The sequence below is a fragment of the Salibaculum sp. genome (assembly GCF_035270045.1).
In the GTDB taxonomy this organism is placed as follows: domain Bacteria; phylum Pseudomonadota; class Alphaproteobacteria; order Rhodobacterales; family Rhodobacteraceae; genus Salibaculum.
Map to the genome: position 1 here is coordinate 143917 of NZ_DATFIP010000076.1, position 18089 is coordinate 162005.

Genomic DNA, 18089 nt, shown 5'->3' on the forward strand with positions numbered 1-18089 from the left:
TTCGTCCGGGGCTCGGCCCGCACTTCTGCGGCAAAGTGGCCACGGTTCTGTTGCGCTTTTACATCAATTTCCGGCGGCGTGTCACGCGGATATCCTGATCGGTGATCTTTTTTCGCAGCGTATTGCGGTTTATGCCCAGAAGATCGGCGCAGCGGGCCTGGTTGCCGCCCGTGGCATCCAGCGCAATCTCGATCAAGGGAGCCTCGACCTCGCGCAGAATGCGCTGGTAAAGGCCCGGTGGCGGCAATTCGCCGCCGTGCAGGTCGAAATAGCGCCTCAGGTGCTTGGCCACCGAGGCCGAGAGCTTGTCGCTGTCCCCGCCCCTGAGCGGTTCCATCGCCGGCTGGTTGCCCAGCACGATCTCGACCTCGCCGCGATGGATCTCGGGTTCGGGGGCGGTGGCCACAAGGCGCAGCACCACGTTTTCCAACTGCCGCACGTTGCCGGGCCAACTGTAGGCGCGGCACAGGTCGATGGCCGCATCCGCAAGCTGCCGCGGCGGGGCGCCGTCCCGCTCCGCCCGGGCCAGGAAATGCTCGATCAGGAGCGGGATGTCGTCGACCCGGTCGCGCAGGGCCGGCAGGGTCATGGTGACCCCGGCCAGCCGGTAATAGAGGTCTTCGCGAAAGCCGCCATCCTCCATCTCGTCCATCAGTCCCCCGCGCGAGGTGGCCATGATCTGCGGCGCGCCATCGCCAAGGGAATCAAGCATCCGCACAACACGCGCCTGGGCCTCGACGGGCAGGTCGCCCACCTCGTCGAAGACCAGCGTGCCGCCCTTGGCCCGCGCGACCAGTGCCGAGGGCCCGTCCATTCCCTGAAGGTCGGCGGCCGAAGCGACCACGAAAGGCAGGGTTCGACGGTCGGAAAAATCATGAATGGTGCGCGCGATCAGGCTCTTGCCGGTGCCGCTCTCGCCGGTGATCAGCACCGACAGCGGCGTGTTCATCACCCGCGCGACCAATTGGTAGATCGCCTGCATTGCGGGGGTGCGCCCGATCAGCGGCAGGTCCGTGTCGGCTCCCTCTTCCGGCGCGTCACGCCGGACCGGCGCGCGGCGCTTGACCTCGAGCGCCCGTGCGGCCCGTTTCATCAGGTCGGGAAGATCGAAGGGCTTGGGCAGGTAGTCATAGGCCTCGGCCTCGGCGGCCTGGATGGCCGTCGTGATGGTGTTCTGCGCCGAGATCACGATGACGGGCAGCCCCGGGCGCGCCTCGCCGATCCTGGGCAGCTGCTCCAGCCCGTTGCCGTCGGGCATGACCACGTCCGAGATCACCAGGTCGCCCTTGCCCTCGTCCACCCAGCGCATCAGCGTAACGATGGAAGATGTCGCATGCACCTTGCAGCCCGCGCGTGTCAGGGCCTGGGTCAGAACGGTGCGGATCGTGCGGTCATCATCGGCGACAAGAACGGTTCCGTCCATCAGTCTTCATCCTTTTCACTGGTGGCGATGTCGCGGGGCACGGTGGGCAGGGCCACGCGAAAGACGGTGCGCCCCGGCACGCTGTCCACGGAAATCCAGCCGCCCATGTCAGCAATCAGCTTGCTGACCAGCGCCAGGCCCAGCCCGGTGCCGTTCTCCCGGCCCGAGACGAAGGGCTCGAAAACCTCGGCGGCGATGTCGGGCGGCAGGCCGGGGCCGTCGTCGATGATTTCCACCTGCAGCGGCAACCTGCCCTCGCTGCCGTCCCGCCGGCGCAGGCGCAGCGCCGGGTCGTAAAAGGTGCGCAGGGTGATCGAGCCGCCCGCGCCCCCGGCCTGCGCGGCGTTCTTGAGCAGGTTCAGGAAAACCTGTTGCAACTGGTCGGGGTCGGCATGGGTGGGCGGCAGCGACGGGTCGTAGTCCTCGATCATCAGCATGTGCGCGCCGAACCCGACCGAGGCGGACTGGCGGGCACGGTCCAGAACGTCATGGATGTTGACGGCCCTGAGCCTCGGCGCCTGGATATTGCCGAACTGTTCGACCTGGTCCAGCAGCTTGACGATGCGCCGGGTCTCTTCGACGATCAGGTGGGTCAGCTCCAGGTCCTCGCCCGCCAGCCCCATGGACAGCAACTGCGCCGACCCGGCGATGCCGGCCAGCGGGTTCTTGATCTCGTGGGCCAGCATCTCGGCCATGCCGATGGCCGAGCGCGCGGCGCGGTAGCTTTGCGCGTTCTGCGCGATACGGGTGGAAATCTCGCGCGGGGAGATCAGCATGAGCATCTGGTCGGCGGCCCCCGAGAGCGGGGCGAACTGCACGTTGCATTGCAGCGGCGGGCGTTCGCCGCTGCCCACGTCCACATCGTTCACGAAGAGCGGTGTGCTGTTGTCACGGGCGCGGGCATAGGCCTCTTCCAAGGGCGCGTCGATCATCACCTTGTCCCAGACCAGCGCCCCCGAAAGAGCCTTGGTCGAGAGATTGAGAAAGTTCTCGGCCGCCAGGTTGCTGTCGGCGATGGTCTCGTCCGCCTCCAGCAGCAGCGCGGGCACAGGCAGGGAATTCCAGAGGTCCGGATCGGTGATCATGCGGCTTGCCTTTCCGCCAGGGCCTGCGGCAACAGGGCCAGAACGCGGGCCGGGTCATCGGCGGTCAGCACGGCCCGGCGCAGGGCCGGATCGGGCGCGGCCGAGTCCATGTACCAGCCCAGGTGCTTGCGGGCGACGCGGGTCCCCAGGGCCTTGCCGTAGAACGCGAGCATCGCGTCGTAATGATCTGAAACCATGTCCGTGTATGCCTGGCCCACCGGAATTGTCGGGGCCGGATGCCCCCAGAGGTCCGCGGCGACCTGTGCTGGCAGCCAGGGCCGTCCCTGCGCGCCACGCCCGATCATCACGCCCGCGGCGCCCGACCGGGCCAGCGCGGCACGGGCCGTGACGGCATCCACGATGTCGCCGTTGGCGATGACGGGGATTCCGACGGCCTCGGTCACCGCGCGGATCGCGGCCCAGTCGGCCCGGCCCTTGTAGAACTGGCAGCGGGTCCGGCCATGGATCACGATGCGCCTGACCCCCGCGGCTTCGGCGCGGCGGGCCAGCTCCGGCGCGTTCCGCAGGGCGTCGTCCCAGCCCAACCGGGTCTTGAGCGTCACCGGCAGGTCGGTCGCCGCCACCACCGCCTCGATCAGGCCGAGCGCATGGTCGAGGTCCTTCATCAGCGCCGAGCCGGAATACCCCTGCGTCACCTTCTTGGCCGGACAGCCCATGTTGATGTCGATCATCGCCGCGCCCTGGGCGGTGACACGGCGCGCGGCCTCGGCCATCCAGCGGGCCTCGCGCCCGGCCAGTTGCACCGCGGTGGCGGCCTCTGTCAGCCCCAGTTCGGCCTTTTCGCGCACGCCGGGCTTGGCCTGGACCATTTCCTGGCTGGCCACCATTTCCGACACCACCCAGCCCGCTCCGAAAGAGGCCACCAACCGCCGGAACGGCAGATCGGTGATCCCGGCGAGCGGGGCGAGGGCGACGGGAAAGGGCGCGGCGGGCAACGACATGCTTTGCAGATAGCAGAGCCCCCCGGACCGAACAATTGAATTGCGGTCAAAAAATGTGCGGCCGGCGTCAAATGATTAAAAGATGTGCAAAAGGACCGGACAGACCCGGTGAAACCCCCTTTCCCAGGCCTGCACCAGCGGCTAAGCACCCCCTCAGACGGAACGAGAGGGGCCAATGCAGACCACTGCAATCATCGTCGCTGCCGGGCGCGGACGTCGCGCGGGCGGCGAGACACCCAAGCAATGGCGCCGGATCGCGGGGCGCACGGTTGTCGAGCATACGCTGGCGATCTTCCGTGCCCATCCACGCGTCGGCGACATCGTTCTTGTCGTCGCGCCCGAAGACCAGGGACACGTGCAGCGCCTGCGCCTTTCGGACCAGGCGACCATTGCCATCGGCGGGGCAACCCGCTCGCTGTCGGTGCTGGCTGGACTGGACCATGCGACGGGTGCGGCGGTCCTGGTCCATGACGCGGCCCGGTGCTGCACCCCGCCCGAGGTGATCGACCGGGTGCTGGATGCGCTTGCAACGACCCGCGGCGCGGCCCCGGCGCTGCCGGTTTCCGATGCGCTTTGGACCGGGGCCGGCGGCAAGGTCACCGGTATCGGGGACCGGAACAACCTTTACCGGGCGCAGACGCCGCAGGGGTTCCACAGGGAGGCCATCCGAGCCGCCCACGCGGGCGCGGACGGAACGGCGGCCGATGACGTGGCCGTGGCGCGCGCCGCCGGGCTTGACGTCGCCATCGTCGAGGGCGACGAGAGGAACTTGAAGATCACGCATCCGGACGATTTCGCGCGGGCCGCGCAGATCCTGACCGCGCAGCACCGGGAGGGCGCCATGGACATACGCACCGGCAACGGGTTCGACGTGCACCGCTTCGGGCCGGGCGATCACGTCATGCTTTGCGGCGTCGCGGTGCCCTTCGACCGGGGCCTTCAGGGCCATTCGGACGCGGATGTGGGCATGCACGCGGTGACCGATGCCATCTACGGCGCCTTGGCCGAGGGGGACATCGGCACGCATTTCCCGCCCAGCGACCCACATTGGAAAGGCGCGCCGAGCGAAACTTTCCTGGCCCATGCCTGCGCCCTGGCCCGCACGCGTGGCTTCGAGATCACCCAGGTGGATTGCACGCTGGTCTGCGAAGCCCCCAAGGTCGGGCCACATGCTACCGCCATGCGGGCCCAGATGGCCCGGATCACGGGGCTGGACGCGGCCCGCGTCAGCATAAAGGCCACCACCTCGGAGCGGCTCGGGTTCACCGGGCGCGGCGAAGGCATCGCCGCCATGGCCACGGCCACGCTGGTGAAACCATGAACGCGATAAGGCGCTTAGTCGCAGAAGCCCGTTTCAAATGGATATCTGCCAAGAAGGGCAGATTTTTAGCTTCCAAGAAGTTGATGAAAGCGAAACCTATCCGACTCACTGCTTCAGGGTTAGCAGGCACCGTGCTCTACGTCGGCCACCTGCGCCCGGCGCCGGGCACCTGGGGGTCGCTGGCCGCCCTGCCCCTTGCCTGGCTGATCTGGCAACTGGGCGGCGTGTGGTTGTTCCTGCTGGCCATCCCCGCGGCCTTCGCCGCTGGCGTTTGGGCCACGCGGGCCTATACCGCGCAGGGCGGCGACCATGATCCGTCCGAAATCGTGATTGACGAGGTCGTGGGCCAATGGATCGCGCTGGCGCCCGTCATCATCGGCGCCCATGCCGCCGGACAGGACATCCTGGCGCTGTATCCGGGCTGGATCGCGGCCTTTCTGCTGTTTCGCCTGTTCGATATCTGGAAGCCGTGGCTGGTGGGCCGGGCCGACCGGCGCGGCGACGCGATGGGCGTGATGCTGGACGATGTCTGGGCGGGCCTTTTCGCCGCCGTGATCACCCTGGGGCTGGCCGGACTGTCGCATGTGGTGATCGCGCCATGAGTGTCGAGGCCCTGATCAAGGCCGCCCGCGCCAATGGCCACATGATCGCCTGCGCCGAAAGCTGCACCGGAGGTCTGCTGGGCGCGGGCATCACCGCCGTCCCCGGGTCCTCGGACATCTTCGACCGGGGATTCATCACCTACTCCAACGCGGCCAAGGCCGAGATGCTGGGCGTCGATCCGGCCACGATCGCGGCCCACGGGGCAGTGTCCGAGGAGGTCGCCGCGCAGATGGCGGCGGGGGCACTTGGCCGGTCGGCGGCGACACTCGCGGTGTCGATCACCGGGGTCGCCGGTCCCGGCGGGTCGGAGCACAAGCCCGAGGGGCGCGTCTGTTTCGCGCTGGCCACGCCGGCCGGCACCCGGACGGAAACCGTGGAGTTCGGGGCGATCGGGCGCGCGCAGGTGCGCGCGGCGGCCGTCGAACATGCGCTTGCGCTGCTGATCGGCGCGGTTCAGCCGTAAAGCGCCTTGGCCCGGGCCTCGAACGCGCGAACGATGCGCTGCATCGCCTCGTTGAAGAACATCCCCGCCGCGCCCTGCAGCATCCTGTTGCGGAATTCGAAATCCACCCGGAACGAGACCTCGCAGCCGCCCTCGGCCTCGCGGAATTCCCAGGTACTTTCAAGAAAGCGGAATGGCCCGTCGATATACTCGGTGTCGATCTGGCGCGCCCTTGGCCAGAGCGTCACGCGGCTGCCGAAGCGCTCGCGGAACACCTTGAACGACACCACCAGGTCGGCCAGCATCACCTTGTGGTCGCCGTGATCGTCCACGCGGCGCACCCGGGCGGCGGCCGTCCAGGGCAGGAACTCGGGGTAGCGGTCAACGTCCGCGACAAGGTCGTACATCTGCTGCGCGCTATAGGGCAGCTGCCGGGTCTCGGAATGGGCGGGCATCCGCGCTCCTTTGTGTGCGTGACTCTTGCGCGTGATGTCGTAGAGTGCGCCGCGGAAATCAAGCACAACGAAGGACAGCGGGGCCAGATGACGCAAGAGGACTATGCCATCGACGAGATGATCTCGGCAAAGACCATCGCCGCCCGGATCGAGGAACTGGCACGAGAGATTCGCGCGGAATTCGACGGCAGCGAGAAACTGGTCGTGGTGGGGCTGCTGCGGGGATCGTTCGTCTTCATCGCGGATCTCGTGCGCGAGCTGGACATGAACGTCGAGGTGGATTTCATGGAGGCCTCCTCCTACGGGGATTCCATGGAAAGCAGCCGCGAGGTGCGCATCCTGAAAGACCTGCGCGGCGGAATCGAGGGGCGCAACGTGCTGGTTGTCGAGGATATCGTCGATACCGGCTATACCATGAAACACGTGCTGGGGCTGCTGGGCGCGCGGGGGCCGCGCAAACTGCGCTCCATCGCGCTGCTGGACAAGCCGACCCGGCGCGAGGTGGACGTGAAGGCCGACTGGACCGGCTTCGAGATCCCGGATGAATTCGTCGTGGGCTACGGCATCGACTACGCGCAACGCAACCGCAACCTGCCCTATATCGGCAAGGTTCGAATGCTCTAGCAGGACGGAGCCGTCGCGCGGGCCACGTTACGGTGGCGCGCCCGGTCCCAGCCGACCGGCCCGGTCCTGCAACCCGGCCTTGATGCGCGCGCGAAAGGCTCGCAACCGTGACGAGCCGCCGATATCAGCATGGCTGGCGACCCAGATCGGGATGTCCATCTGCATCTCGGGGCGGTCCAGCGGCACCAGGCGCGGATCCTGCGCGGCCAGCACCTTGGGCAGGATGGCGTTGCCCAGTCCCTCGGCGACCATCTCGCGCAGGATGACGAAACTGTCGGCCGCCGCGCGCAGGGGGCCGGGCTGCTGCCGGTCCATGACCTCGGCCATGCGCGAACGTTCCAGTGGCCCGCGCAGGCCCAGCCAGCCCTCGGTCGAGGCCGCCGCCGGCCCGTAGGCGCCCAGTCCGAGGATCCCCGCCTGTTCCCCGATCAGCCCCTCTGGCAGGCGCACGGCGGGGCGCACGGTGATATCGGCCTCCATCCGGGACAGATCCAGGTGGGCGTTGGTGCAGGACAGCTCGACCGTCAGCCCCTCGCCCTCGACTGCAAGATCGCGCACGATCCCGGGCAGGACCGTTTGGCAAAAGGTATCCGTCGAGGTCACGCAGAGCCGCCCTGTAAGGCGCATCTCGACGCCCTGGGCCACCCGCTCGACCGCCCCGATGGCGGCGGCGGCCTCGCGCGCGGCGTCGATCACCCGGCGATGATCGGGCGGCACCACGTAACCGCTGGCAGTGCGTTCGAACAGCTGCAGGCCGACCCGCCCCTCGAAGGCGGCGACCCGGCGCAGCACCGTGGCGTGATTGACCCGAAGCCGCCGGGCCGCCGCACTCACCGAGCCTTCCTCGGCCACGGCGAGAACGAAACGCAGGTCGTCCCAGTTCTGGCTGTGCATGGAATCGGACCCCTTACGCAAAATTATGGAATGGCTTCGATTTTACTCACAGGTATCGTGGATGTCACTGAAACTGATTCAATCAGGAGTTTTACCGTGAAGCGTCTTGCGACTGCCATTACCGTTCTGAGCCTCACCGGCCTTGGCACCACTGCCGTGGCCGAATCCCATGTCGATCCCGCCATCGCCGGGGCCATGAAGGCCCGGCAGGCCCACATGCAGCTCTATGCCCACAACATAGGTGTGCTGGGTGGCATGGCCCGCGAACGCATTGCCTACGACGCCGACGCGGCGAGTGCCGCGGCCTCGAACATCGCGGCGCTGTCCCAACTGGACCAATCCACCTACTGGCCCGAGGGGTCGGACAATTCCGTCGAGGGCTCCAAGGCCCTGCCGGCCATCTGGGAGAACCTCGACGACGTGATGTCCATGTCCGAGGACCTGGTCATGGCCGCCGCTGCCATGGAAGACGCTGCCGGCCAGGGGCTGGGCGCGCTCAAGGGTGCGATGGGCGGTCTCGGCGGCGCCTGTGGGGCCTGCCACGAGGACTACCGCGAAAGCGACGACTGAGCCTTGGCCGGTCGCCTGCTGAAAGGGGTGGCGGCACTGGCCGTCGCCGGGGGTGCGGCCGGCTGGTGGCTGACCGCGCCCGAGCCGTTGCCAGCCGATCACCTGGCGGGTTTGACCGGCGACGCGGCGGCGGGCGAACGGGTCTTCATTGCCGCCGGCTGCGGGTCCTGCCACACCGCGCCCGACGCCGAGGCGGGCCAAGGCCTTCCCATCCTGGCCGGTGGTCAGAGATTCGAGACCGATTTCGGCACATTCGTGGCCCCCAACATCTCGACTGATCCGAACCACGGTATCGGGGGCTGGTCGGACATGGACCTGGCCAATGCGGTTCAGCGGGGGGTCTCGCCTGGCGGTGCGCACTATTACCCGGCCTTTCCTTACACCGCCTATGCGCGGGCCGGCCGTCAGGATATCGCGGACCTGATCGCCTACATGCGGACGCTGCCCGCCGATGCAACGCCCAGCCAGCCGCACGACATCACCTTTCCTTTCAACGTCCGGCGCAGTCTGGGCGGTTGGAAAACGCTGTTCAGGAATGAAGACTGGGTGGTCACGGGCAACCTGGACAGCCAAGTGGAACGCGGCCGCTACCTGGTCGAGGCGTTGGGCCACTGCGGCGAATGCCACACGCCCCGCAATGCCTTGGGCGGTCTGGATCGCGGCAACTGGCTGGCCGGCGCGGTAAATCCCGATGGCGAGGGCCGTATCCCCGACATCACGCCCGAGGGCCTGGGCTGGTCCGCGCCCGATATCTCGGCCTACCTCGAAAGTGGCTTCACGCCGGAGTTCGACACGGCGGGCGGCACCATGGTCTCGGTAATCAAGAACACCAGTCGCCTGTCGGTGCAGGACCGCGACGCGATCGCCGCCTACCTGGTCGCCCTGCCCTAGACGGCTGCTTCGCCCAGCTTTTTCAGGCGGTTTTCCCGCAGCCGCGCGAAATCGTCGCCGGCGTGATAGCTCGACCTGGTCAGCGGTGTGGCCGAAACCATGAGGAACCCCTTGCCATAGGCAGATTTTTCATAGGCGGCGAATTCGTCGGGGTGGATGAAGCGGGCGACCGCGTGGTGCTTGGGGGTCGGCTGCAGGTATTGCCCGATGGTCAGGAAATCCACGTCGGCGCTGCGCATGTCGTCCATGACCTGCAGCACCTGTGGACGCTCTTCGCCCAGCCCCACCATGATCCCTGACTTGGTGAACATGGTCGGGTCCAGTTCCTTGACCCGCTGCAACAGGCGAAGGCTGTGGAAATAGCGCGCACCCGGGCGGACCTCCTGGTAGAGGCCCGGCACGGTTTCCAGGTTGTGGTTGAAAACGTCCGGTTTCGCCGCAACCACGGTTTCCAGCGCCGAGGGCGGGCATTTCAGGAAGTCGGGCGTCAGGATCTCGATCGTGGTGTCCGGACTGCGCTTGCGGATGGCGCGGATGGTCATGGCGAAATGCTCGGCCCCGCCATCGTCAAGATCGTCGCGGTCCACGCTGGTGATGACCACGTGGTTGAGGCCGAGTTTCTGGACGGCATCGGCCACGCGGCCCGGCTCGAAGGCATCAAGCGTGTCAGGGCGACCGGTGGCCACGTTGCAGAAAGTGCACCCACGTGTGCAGATCTCGCCCATGATCATCATGGTGGCGTGGCCCTGCGACCAGCATTCGCCGGCGTTGGGACATCCCGCCTCTTCGCAGACGGTGACGAGGCCATGCTCGCGCATGATCCTGTGAGTGTCCTGATAGCCCTTGGAGGTCGGCGCCTTGACGCGGATCCAGTCCGGTTTCTTGGGCTGTGCGTTGTCGGCGCGATGCGCCTTTTCGGGATGCCGGGATTCGGGAATGTTCAGATCGCGCAATTTGGCCTCCTCCAGACTAGGCTTCCCCTGACCTAGGCCCAAACGTCCGGAAAAGCAATGAAACCCCGCCTTGCACCGGGCGCAAGCCTCGGGGCCGGATGCCGCGCTGATTCACCCGGCCTAGCCATGGCGCGTGTTCAACTGCTCCGCCTGGCGGTAATGCTCGACCAGGCGATCCAGCGCGATGCGCAACACGATCTTGCCCGAGCGGGCCGACCAGCCCATGCGCTGTTCGGTGGTCTCCAGCCCGTCGAGCAGGCAGCAGGTGCGATAGACCACCTCGGCCAGCCCCGGCCCCAGCGCCTCGAAGGCGGCGGTGACACGCGCCTGAACGTCCAGTCGCGCGCCATGGTCGCTGCCGCCGCGGCCCTTGCGCGGCGCCCCTGTCATCATGGCCGCCCAGTCCTGGCTGACCGACCGCCCGACATGGGCGACCTCGAAATCCTCGCGCAGGCGTTCGGCCGCCCGGACCATCTCGCGGGTCAGGAAGGGCTCGCCGAACTTGTCCTTGCGCCGGGCCAGCGCCCGCACGGGGCTGTCGGCAGAGCCGAGCCGCGTACTGCGCAGGGGCGTCTTTTCCTCGGGTCCGGGGGCCGCCCCCGCGCCGGGGGCATGGGCGAAAGGCGTCTGCGCCTCGGCCATTTCGCGGGCACGGTTCTCGGAGCGCGCGATCAGGTCGCGCAGGGCGGCCCGGCCGGTATGGGAAATCCGGTAGCGTATCACGCGGCCGCCGGACGCGCCCGGGTCCAGGAAATCGCGCAGCGCCAGGGCACGGGCCACGCGCAACTCCAGCGACGTGCTGCACTCGGGCGCCCCGCCCGCGCCGTCGCGGACGATGACCGCGCGGCCCATGTCCGGGGCCACCGCCATCAGTGCGCCCGGCTCGCCCAGGCGCCGCAGGGCCTGCAACTGTTCACCGTTCGACACCGCAGCCGCCCCTCCGGTCCCGTCCGAGGCCAGAACGCGCAACGCCCCGTCGATCAGCGGGTCCTCGCGACGCTGTTCGACCTTGCGCACCTGGCGCATGATGGTCGAGGCGTGGCAGTCGGCCCGCCGGGCCAGCGCACGGATCGACTGGCCGTAAACGGTGTGCAGAAGATAATGCCGGACGTGTTCCGGCACCCAGGTCGGCATCGAGACCGACGACTTGTGTTCAAATGACATTGTCCGTTCCCATCCTCGCCGCGCTGACAGCGCGCGGCCAATCCGGCCCATACCCACCCAGGACGCCGTTTCTCTTTCGGAAACATTATTCACAGTGTGAAAGCATCGTTTCCAAAACGTAAACGTCTGTTAACGCGCCGTTCGGCGGTTGTTATCCACACGCAACACACGCTGGGGTTGTGTTAGAAAGCATGTGAAATCAACTGGGAGTCCATCATGGAAGATGTTCTGACACGTGTTTCGCGCCTCGAAAGACCACAGATCCTGGTGCAAACCGCACGCCAAGGGTTAACCGATTATTACCGTAATCGCCATCTGCGGCGGCTGCTGCAGGCGGATGTGCCCCCGAGGGCGAGTGACGCGCTGGTGCGGCTTCTGGACATGGAAGCGGCGCTGGACTTCCAGCGCCGGCAGGACCGGGCGGCCTATTCGATCGCCCGGCACGTCGAAGTGTTGATCGCACTGATGGCCGAGGCGGCGAGCCTGCGCGCGACACGCAAATCGCGCCGCAGGCTCGAACCGCTGGACTGACGTCTCAGCTGAAGGCGTCGGGCATGCTGTCCTTCTTGGCGGCAACGTAGGCGTGAAGCGCCTCGTTGATCGCAGGGTCGAGCGCTGGTTGCTGGTAGTCGGCCAGCAATTTTTCGACCCGCAGCCGGGCCAGTTGGCGGGTGTCGCGCCCGCCTTCCTCTTCCCAGGTCTCGAAGGGCTTGTAATCGAGCAGATCGGACCGCCAGAAGGCGGACTTGAAATTCGCCTGGGTATGGGCACAGCCAAGGTAATGCCCGCCCGGCCCGACCTCGCGGATGGCGTCCATGGCCTGGGCATTCTCGTCGATCTGGACACCGCTGGCGATGCCATGCAGGGCGCCCAGCTGGTCGGCGTCCATCACGAATTTCTCGAAGTCGGCAACCAGGCCGCCCTCCAGCCAGCCGCAGGAATGCAGCATGAAGTTGACCCCCGCCAGAAGGCCGACGTTGAGGCTGTTCGCGGTCTCGTAGGCAGCCTGCGCATCGGGCAGTTTCGACCCGTTGAACGACCCCGCCGAGCGGTAGGGCAAACCCAGCCGCCGCGCCAGCTGGCCCGCGCCATAGGTGATCTTGGCTGCCTCTGGGGTGCCGAAGGTGGGCGCGCCCGAGTTCATGTCGATCGAGGTCACGAAGGTGCCGAAGATCGCCGGGGCGCCCGGACGGATCAACTGGCTGTAGGCGACGCCTGCCATGACCTCGGCCAGGACCTGCGTCAGCGTGCCGGCCACGGAAACCGGCGCCATCGCCCCGCCGACGATGAAGGGGCTGATGATCGCGGCCTGGTTCTTGGCCGCATAGGCTTCCAACGCGCCCATCATGGTCGCATCGAAGGTCAGCGGCGAGTTGATGTTGATGAGCGAGGTCATCACCGTGTTCCGGTCGACGAACTCCGCACCGAACAGGATCTCGGCCATCTCGATGCTGTCGCGCGCCCGGTCGGGATCGGTGACAGACCCCATGAAGGGCTTGTCCGACAGGGTCATGTGCGCGAGCAGCATGTCCAGGTGGCGCTTGTTCACCGCCACATCCGTGGGTTCACAGACCGTGCCGCCCGAATGGTGCAGCCACTTCGACATGTAGGCCAGTTTCACGAATTTCTGGAAATCCTCCATCGTGGCATAGCGGCGCCCGCCGTCCACGTCGCGCACGAAGGGCGGCCCGTAGACCGGGGCCAGCACCAGGTTGCGCCCGCCGATCACCACATTGCGCTCCGGGTTGCGGGCGTGCTGGGTGAATTCCGAAGGCGCGGTCTTGATCAGCTCGCGGGCCAGCCCCTTGGGCAGGCGCACACGTTCGCCCGTGACCTCGGCGCCGGCGGCCTTCCAGCGCTCCAGCGCCTCGGGGTTGTCCACGAAGGCCACGCCGATCTCCTCCAGGATCTGCTCGGCGTTGGCCTCGATCACCGCGATGGCCTCCTCGGTGAGGACCTCGAAGTTGGGGACATTGCGCTCGATGTATTTCGCCGTCTCGAAACTGACCGCCGAACGCTGTGCCCGTCGCGCGGCCCCGCCGCCGCCGCGGCCCCTGCGCCCTGCCCGTGCCGTGCCTGCTTCGCTCATACCGCGACTCCCTCGTTTCGATCCGTTGTAGGCGTGATAGCCCCGCAGGGCATGCAGATAGATCGGATTTGCGCCCCTTTGAGTGCGAAAGCGACATGCGCGTGCTTGCGTGGCCTTCGCTTCCGGCTTAACTGGCGCCATGCAAAGCCAGATCCACGACCGCCTTCTCATCATTGATTTCGGCAGCCAGGTCACGCAGCTCATCGCGCGCCGCCTGCGGGAATTGAATGTCTACTGCGAAATACACCCCTTCCAGACCGTTACGCAGGCGTTCCTCGAGGATTTCGCGCCCCGTGCGGTGATCTTCTCGGGCGGGCCGGATTCGGTCATGCGCGCGGGCAGTCCGCGCCCCCCGCAGACCGTCTACGACTTGGGCGTTCCGATCCTCGGCATCTGCTACGGCCAACAGGTGATGATGCAGGACCTGGGCGGCACCGTCGAAGCCGGTGAAGACGCCACTGCCGAGTTCGGCCGCGCCTGGGTCACCCCCGCCAAGGGCGCGCGGCCCGATTTCCTGAACGGTTGGTTCATGGACGGCTCGGGGCGCGAACAGGTCTGGATGAGCCACGGCGACCATGTCTCGAAGCTGGCCCCGGGGTTCGAGGTGCTGGGCACCTCGCCCGGCGCGCCCTTCGCCATCACCGCCGACCTGGAGCGCCGCTTCTACGCGGTGCAGTTCCATCCCGAGGTGCATCACACCCCCAACGGCAAGACGCTTTACGAGAATTTCCTGCGCGACGCGGGCTTCAAGGGCGACTGGACCATGGATGCCTACCGTGCCGAGGCCGTTGCCAAGATCCGCGCCCAGGTGGGTGACAGCAAGGTGATCTGCGGGCTGTCGGGCGGGGTGGACAGTTCGGTCGCCGCCGTGCTGCTGCACGAGGCGATCGGCGACCAGCTTACCTGCGTTTTCGTGGATCACGGATTGCTGCGTCAGGGCGAAGCCGACGAGGTCGTCACCATGTTCCGCGACCACTACAATATCCCGCTGATTCATGCCGACGAGGCCGAGCTGTTCCTGGGCGAACTGGACGGCGTTTCCGACCCGGAAACAAAGCGCAAGATCATCGGGCGGTTGTTCATCGACGTCTTCCAGAAATACGCGGGCGATATCGAGGGGGCGGATTTCCTGGCGCAGGGCACGCTCTACCCCGATGTCATCGAATCGGTCAGTTTCTCGGGCGGGCCCTCCGTCACCATCAAGTCACATCACAACGTGGGCGGGCTGCCCGACAAGATGGGCCTGAAACTGGTCGAGCCGCTGCGCGAGCTGTTCAAGGATGAGGTCCGCGCGCTGGGCCATGAACTGGGCCTTCCGGCCAGTTTCATCGGCCGCCACCCCTTTCCCGGACCGGGCCTGGCCATCCGCTGCCCCGGCGAGATCACCCGCGACAAACTCGAGATCCTGCGCAAGGCCGATGCTGTCTACATCGACCAGATCCGCAAGCACGGGCTTTACGACGAGATCTGGCAGGCCTTCGTGGCCATCCTGCCCGTGCGCACCGTGGGCGTCATGGGCGACGGGCGGACCTATGACTATGCCTGCGCCCTGCGCGCGGTGACATCCGTGGATGGCATGACCGCCGATTACTATCCCTTCAGCCACGACTTCCTTGGCGAGACCGCGACCCGGATCATAAACGAGGTCAAGGGTATCAACCGCGTCACCTATGACGTGACCTCCAAGCCTCCGGGCACCATAGAATGGGAATGAAGGCCGCGCACCGGCGCCGCGTCTGATCAATGGCCCGCCCTCATCCGGCGGGTCATTTTCGTGGGGTATCCCAGAACCGCGACAGCTGAAGATCCGGCCTGCGCGGGCTGTTGGGCCGGTCGAACGGATGCGGGATCACCGCGTCCTTGCGCGCACGCGCCATGCGGTCGCGGCGCAGGTAGCTGACTTCAAGCACCGGCGGAAACCGCCGCCCCGCCATGCGAAGGCATTGCGCGTGATTGTTGCCATGCACGTGCACGACCTCGAAATCCCTGGCCAGCGCCTCAAGGGCCGGGCGAATCCTGTCTCTTCCCTGCGGGGTGAACAGGCTCTCGAGACGATGATATTCCAGCACGATGATCCGGAACCGCGACAGAACCTGCGCGCTGGCCGTGCCGAGCACGTCATATTCCGCACCTTCTATGTCCATCTGCAGCATCAGGTCTCCCGACGGCGGCGCCCGCCCGCGCACCCAATCATCGAGCGAAATCACCCCTTGCCCGCTTTCGGCGCCAAGGAAAAGCCGCTCGAAACGGATGCCCGGCGGCGGGTTCGCTGGTCCCTCGACCGACCCATCGGCCAGAAAACACCGGATTCCGCGCGCGGCGATCTCCTCGTCGAACCCGATGACATTCGACACGCCGGGCGAAAAACATGCCGCGATCCCTTCGAGATCATCCGGCAGCACATACCCCCCCATCATTCTCGGGACCAATGCGGATCATTGGCATCGGGGCCTGGAAGGGCCGCAACATGGACAGTATCGCCCGCCCCGCGTCCCTGTCAGCGGCCTTGATGGGGCCGAGGCCCCGGCGGGCCCGTCGACTGGCCTTGTATTCGCCGCGCAGGCGCCCAAGCGCCTGCCGGCCCCGCGCGATGCAGCCCTGTCGGTACCCTTGTTCTGCCATGTCCTCTGCCTGTGCAATCCGCCAAAGCTCCATGCCCGGCGGGTGAAATCAGTGTGTTCGCGGTTTTGCTCTTTTGTTCCCGCCCGTTCCGACCCAGACTTAACCTCTCATTCACGGGGATGACCACAGTTGACCGAGACCCTCAAAGCCGCGCTCTGGATGATTGGCGCGATCCTGTCTTTTTCCTCGATGGCGATTGCCGGGCGCGCCGTGTCTTTCGAGCTCGATACGTTCGAGATCATGATGTATCGCTCTTTTGTCGGCCTTGTAATCGTGCTCGCCGTGGGCACCCTCGCCGGAACCCTGCATCAGGTCACGCGCGACAATATCGGCCTGCACGCCCTGCGGAACGTAGCGCATTTCGCGGGCCAGAACCTTTGGTTCTTCGCGATCTCGGCGATCCCGCTGGCACAGGTTTTTGCGCTGGAGTTCACCTCGCCGATCTGGGTCATCCTGCTGGCCCCGCTGGTGCTGGGCGAACGGATCACCCGCGTCGGCGCGATGGCCGCCGCGATCGGGTTCACCGGGGTGCTGATCGTGACCCGGCCGGGTCTTTCGGCGCTCGAGCCGGGCCACCTGGCCGCCGCGGGCGCGGCCGTGGGCTTTGCCCTTTCGGCGTTGTTCACCCGCCGGCTCACGCGCGGGACGACCATCACCGGCATCCTTTTCTGGCTGACAGCGATGCAACTTGGCTTGGGCGTGCTCTGCGCGGGGATTGACGGCGACATCACCCGCCCCTCGCCCGAAAGCCTGCCTTGGCTGGTGCTGATCGGCTGCGCCGGGCTGGTGGCGCATTTCTGCCTGACCAGCGCGCTGTCCATCGCTCCGGCGGCGGTCGTCATGCCCATCGACTTCGTCCGGCTGCCGGTGATCGCCGTGGTTGGCGCGCTGGTCTATGCCGAGGCGCTCGATCCCTTCGTCTTTCTCGGGGCGGCCTTCATCTTCGCGGGCAATTACCTGAATATAACGCGCGGTCAGCCACAACCGACGGTGCGCGCCGCCGCCGGGCGAAAGTGACGCTGCGACGCCCCTTCACCCTGACGTGGCGTCAAGAATTGACCCCGCGCCCCGGCCCTTTCTAGGGTCCCGGCGAGGAGAGACACCATTTCAGGGACGAGCGACATGAAAAAGATACTGAGCGCAAGCGCCGCGCTGATGATGACGACGGGTCTGGCCAGTGCCGGCGGGCTTGATCGGTCGGGGCAGCCGGTCGGCGCCCTGTTCGAAACCGGCAGCTATGCCGAACTGAGCTTTGGTCAGGTCAACCCGTCGGTCAGCGGCAACATGAACGCCGCCCTGCCCCCGCCGACCGGCGGGGCGCCCTCCGGCGACATGGCACCCAGCTACGCGCAGTTCGGCGCGGCCTACAAGGCAGACCTGTTCGGGGGCACCTCGCTTGCCATCATTGTGGATCAACCCTACGGCGCCGACGTCGACTATGACCGGGCAGGATACGCCCTTGATGGAGCAAATGCCGAGGTCGACACGACCGGTCTCTCGATCCTGCTGCGGTTCAAGGTCAACGAGAACTTCAGCCTTCACGGCGGGGTTCGGACCGTGACGGCAAGCGGTGTCTACGATGTGCCCGCGGTACCTGACCTCGATGGCCCGGGGCCTGCCTCGGCCAAACCGGCCTACGCCTCGACCTATTCCAAGGACACCGGCATGGGCTATGTCGTGGGGGCGGCCTATGAACGTCCCGACATCGCCATGCGGATCGCGCTGACCTACAGCAGCCCGGTCGACCTGGCACTCGACGGGTCGGCGGGCGATCTGAGCACAACCATGCCCGAAAGCGTCAACCTCGACTTTCAGACCGGTATTGCACAGGACACCCTGCTTTTCGGGTCGGTGCGCTATGCCGCATGGGACGGGTTCGCGCTGACCGACAGCATCGCCGGCGACATCCTGAGCTACGACAACGACGTCTATACCTACACCATCGGTATCGGGCGGCAGTTCACCGACAAGCTCTCGGCCTCCTTCTCGGT

At 66.7% G+C, this 18089-nt stretch carries 19 protein-coding genes; 10 read left to right on the plus strand and 9 right to left on the minus strand.

Going from position 1 to position 18089, the window contains the following annotated elements; translation table 11 throughout:
- Window positions 1–58: 58 nt before the first annotated feature.
- Genes VJ897_RS12995 through dusB form a run of 3 tightly spaced genes read right to left on the minus strand, consistent with a single transcriptional unit; the run spans window position 59 to window position 3470 of the window.
- Complete coding sequence (locus VJ897_RS12995) at window positions 59–1423, minus strand: response regulator (RefSeq protein WP_324056115.1); 1365 nt, start codon at window positions 1421–1423, stop codon at window positions 59–61.
- The gene (locus tag VJ897_RS13000) at window positions 1423–2508 is read right to left on the minus strand and encodes a two-component system sensor histidine kinase NtrB (protein WP_324056116.1); all 1086 of its coding nucleotides are present in this window, start codon (window positions 2506–2508) and stop codon (window positions 1423–1425) included. Before VJ897_RS13000 ends, VJ897_RS12995 begins: the two co-directional genes overlap by 1 nt.
- Complete coding sequence (dusB, locus tag VJ897_RS13005) at window positions 2505–3470, minus strand: tRNA dihydrouridine synthase DusB (protein ID WP_324056117.1); 966 nt, start codon at window positions 3468–3470, stop codon at window positions 2505–2507. Before dusB ends, VJ897_RS13000 begins: the two co-directional genes overlap by 4 nt.
- A 175-nt stretch (window positions 3471–3645) precedes the next feature.
- Between dusB and VJ897_RS13010 the strand changes: the two genes are divergently transcribed.
- From VJ897_RS13010 to VJ897_RS13020, 3 genes are all read left to right on the plus strand, one after another.
- The gene (locus tag VJ897_RS13010; RefSeq protein ID WP_324056118.1) at window positions 3646–4791 is read left to right on the plus strand and encodes a bifunctional 2-C-methyl-D-erythritol 4-phosphate cytidylyltransferase/2-C-methyl-D-erythritol 2,4-cyclodiphosphate synthase; all 1146 of its coding nucleotides are present in this window, start codon (window positions 3646–3648) and stop codon (window positions 4789–4791) included.
- An 83-nt stretch (window positions 4792–4874) separates the two neighbouring features.
- Window positions 4875–5393 (plus strand): phosphatidylglycerophosphatase A family protein, encoded by a 519-nt coding sequence (locus tag VJ897_RS13015; RefSeq protein ID WP_324056119.1) that lies wholly within the window; start codon window positions 4875–4877, stop codon window positions 5391–5393.
- Window positions 5390–5857 carry a CinA family protein gene (locus VJ897_RS13020; RefSeq protein WP_324056120.1) on the plus strand — a complete coding sequence of 156 codons (468 nt, stop codon included), beginning with the start codon at window positions 5390–5392 and terminating at the stop codon, window positions 5855–5857. The genes VJ897_RS13015 and VJ897_RS13020 overlap by 4 nt, the downstream gene beginning before the upstream one ends.
- Here the strand turns inward: VJ897_RS13020 and VJ897_RS13025 are convergent.
- Entirely contained in the window at window positions 5848–6291 is a 444-nt protein-coding gene (locus VJ897_RS13025) for a type II toxin-antitoxin system RatA family toxin (protein ID WP_324056121.1), read from the minus strand. The two genes, VJ897_RS13020 and VJ897_RS13025, sit on opposite strands and share 10 nt — an antisense overlap.
- Before the next feature lie 87 nt (window positions 6292–6378).
- Between VJ897_RS13025 and hpt the strand changes: the two genes are divergently transcribed.
- A complete protein-coding gene (gene hpt, locus VJ897_RS13030) occupies window positions 6379–6915 on the plus strand; it encodes a hypoxanthine phosphoribosyltransferase (protein ID WP_324056122.1) in 537 nt (178 codons plus the stop codon).
- Between the two features lie 27 nt (window positions 6916–6942).
- On the opposite strand, the gene VJ897_RS13035 is transcribed toward hpt, so the two are convergent.
- Window positions 6943–7809 carry a LysR family transcriptional regulator gene (locus VJ897_RS13035; RefSeq protein WP_324056123.1) on the minus strand — a complete coding sequence of 289 codons (867 nt, stop codon included), beginning with the start codon at window positions 7807–7809 and terminating at the stop codon, window positions 6943–6945.
- A gap of 96 nt (window positions 7810–7905) precedes the next feature.
- Here VJ897_RS13035 and VJ897_RS13040 point away from each other — a divergent pair, with 96 nt between their 5' ends.
- Both VJ897_RS13040 and VJ897_RS13045 read left to right on the plus strand, forming a co-directional pair.
- Window positions 7906–8379 (plus strand): cytochrome c, encoded by a 474-nt coding sequence (locus VJ897_RS13040; RefSeq protein WP_324056124.1) that lies wholly within the window; start codon window positions 7906–7908, stop codon window positions 8377–8379.
- A 3-nt stretch (window positions 8380–8382) separates the two neighbouring features.
- Window positions 8383–9270, plus strand: a complete 888-nt coding sequence (locus VJ897_RS13045) for a c-type cytochrome (RefSeq protein ID WP_324056125.1) — start codon at window positions 8383–8385, stop codon at window positions 9268–9270.
- Here the strand turns inward: VJ897_RS13045 and lipA are convergent.
- Both lipA and VJ897_RS13055 read right to left on the minus strand, forming a co-directional pair.
- Window positions 9267–10223 carry a lipoyl synthase gene (gene lipA / locus VJ897_RS13050; protein WP_324056126.1) on the minus strand — a complete coding sequence of 319 codons (957 nt, stop codon included), beginning with the start codon at window positions 10221–10223 and terminating at the stop codon, window positions 9267–9269. The genes VJ897_RS13045 and lipA overlap by 4 nt on opposite strands.
- A 120-nt stretch (window positions 10224–10343) precedes the next feature.
- Window positions 10344–11387: a DUF6456 domain-containing protein gene (locus VJ897_RS13055; protein ID WP_324056127.1), complete on the minus strand. Its 1044-nt coding sequence runs from the start codon at window positions 11385–11387 to the stop codon at window positions 10344–10346.
- A 216-nt stretch (window positions 11388–11603) separates the two neighbouring features.
- Between VJ897_RS13055 and VJ897_RS13060 the strand changes: the two genes are divergently transcribed.
- Window positions 11604–11918, plus strand: a complete 315-nt coding sequence (locus VJ897_RS13060) for a DUF6477 family protein (RefSeq protein ID WP_324056128.1) — start codon at window positions 11604–11606, stop codon at window positions 11916–11918.
- A 4-nt stretch (window positions 11919–11922) separates the two neighbouring features.
- On the opposite strand, the gene VJ897_RS13065 is transcribed toward VJ897_RS13060, so the two are convergent.
- A complete protein-coding gene (locus VJ897_RS13065; RefSeq protein ID WP_324056129.1) occupies window positions 11923–13476 on the minus strand; it encodes a trimethylamine methyltransferase family protein in 1554 nt (517 codons plus the stop codon).
- 139 nt (window positions 13477–13615) lie between these two features.
- Here VJ897_RS13065 and guaA point away from each other — a divergent pair, with 139 nt between their 5' ends.
- Window positions 13616–15190 (plus strand): glutamine-hydrolyzing GMP synthase, encoded by a 1575-nt coding sequence (gene guaA / locus VJ897_RS13070; RefSeq protein ID WP_324056130.1) that lies wholly within the window; start codon window positions 13616–13618, stop codon window positions 15188–15190.
- A 52-nt stretch (window positions 15191–15242) separates the two neighbouring features.
- Here guaA and VJ897_RS13075 read toward each other — a convergent pair whose 3' ends face one another.
- Entirely contained in the window at window positions 15243–15893 is a 651-nt protein-coding gene (locus VJ897_RS13075; protein ID WP_324056131.1) for an FkbM family methyltransferase, read from the minus strand.
- Window positions 15894–16227: 334 nt separating this feature from the next.
- On the opposite strand from VJ897_RS13075, the gene VJ897_RS13080 reads away from it, so the two are divergent.
- Complete coding sequence (locus VJ897_RS13080) at window positions 16228–17115, plus strand: DMT family transporter (protein WP_324056132.1); 888 nt, start codon at window positions 16228–16230, stop codon at window positions 17113–17115.
- 105 nt (window positions 17116–17220) lie between these two features.
- Window positions 17221–18089, plus strand: an 869-nt coding sequence (locus VJ897_RS13085) for an outer membrane protein transport protein (protein ID WP_324056133.1), incomplete at its 3' end; no start/stop codon positions are given.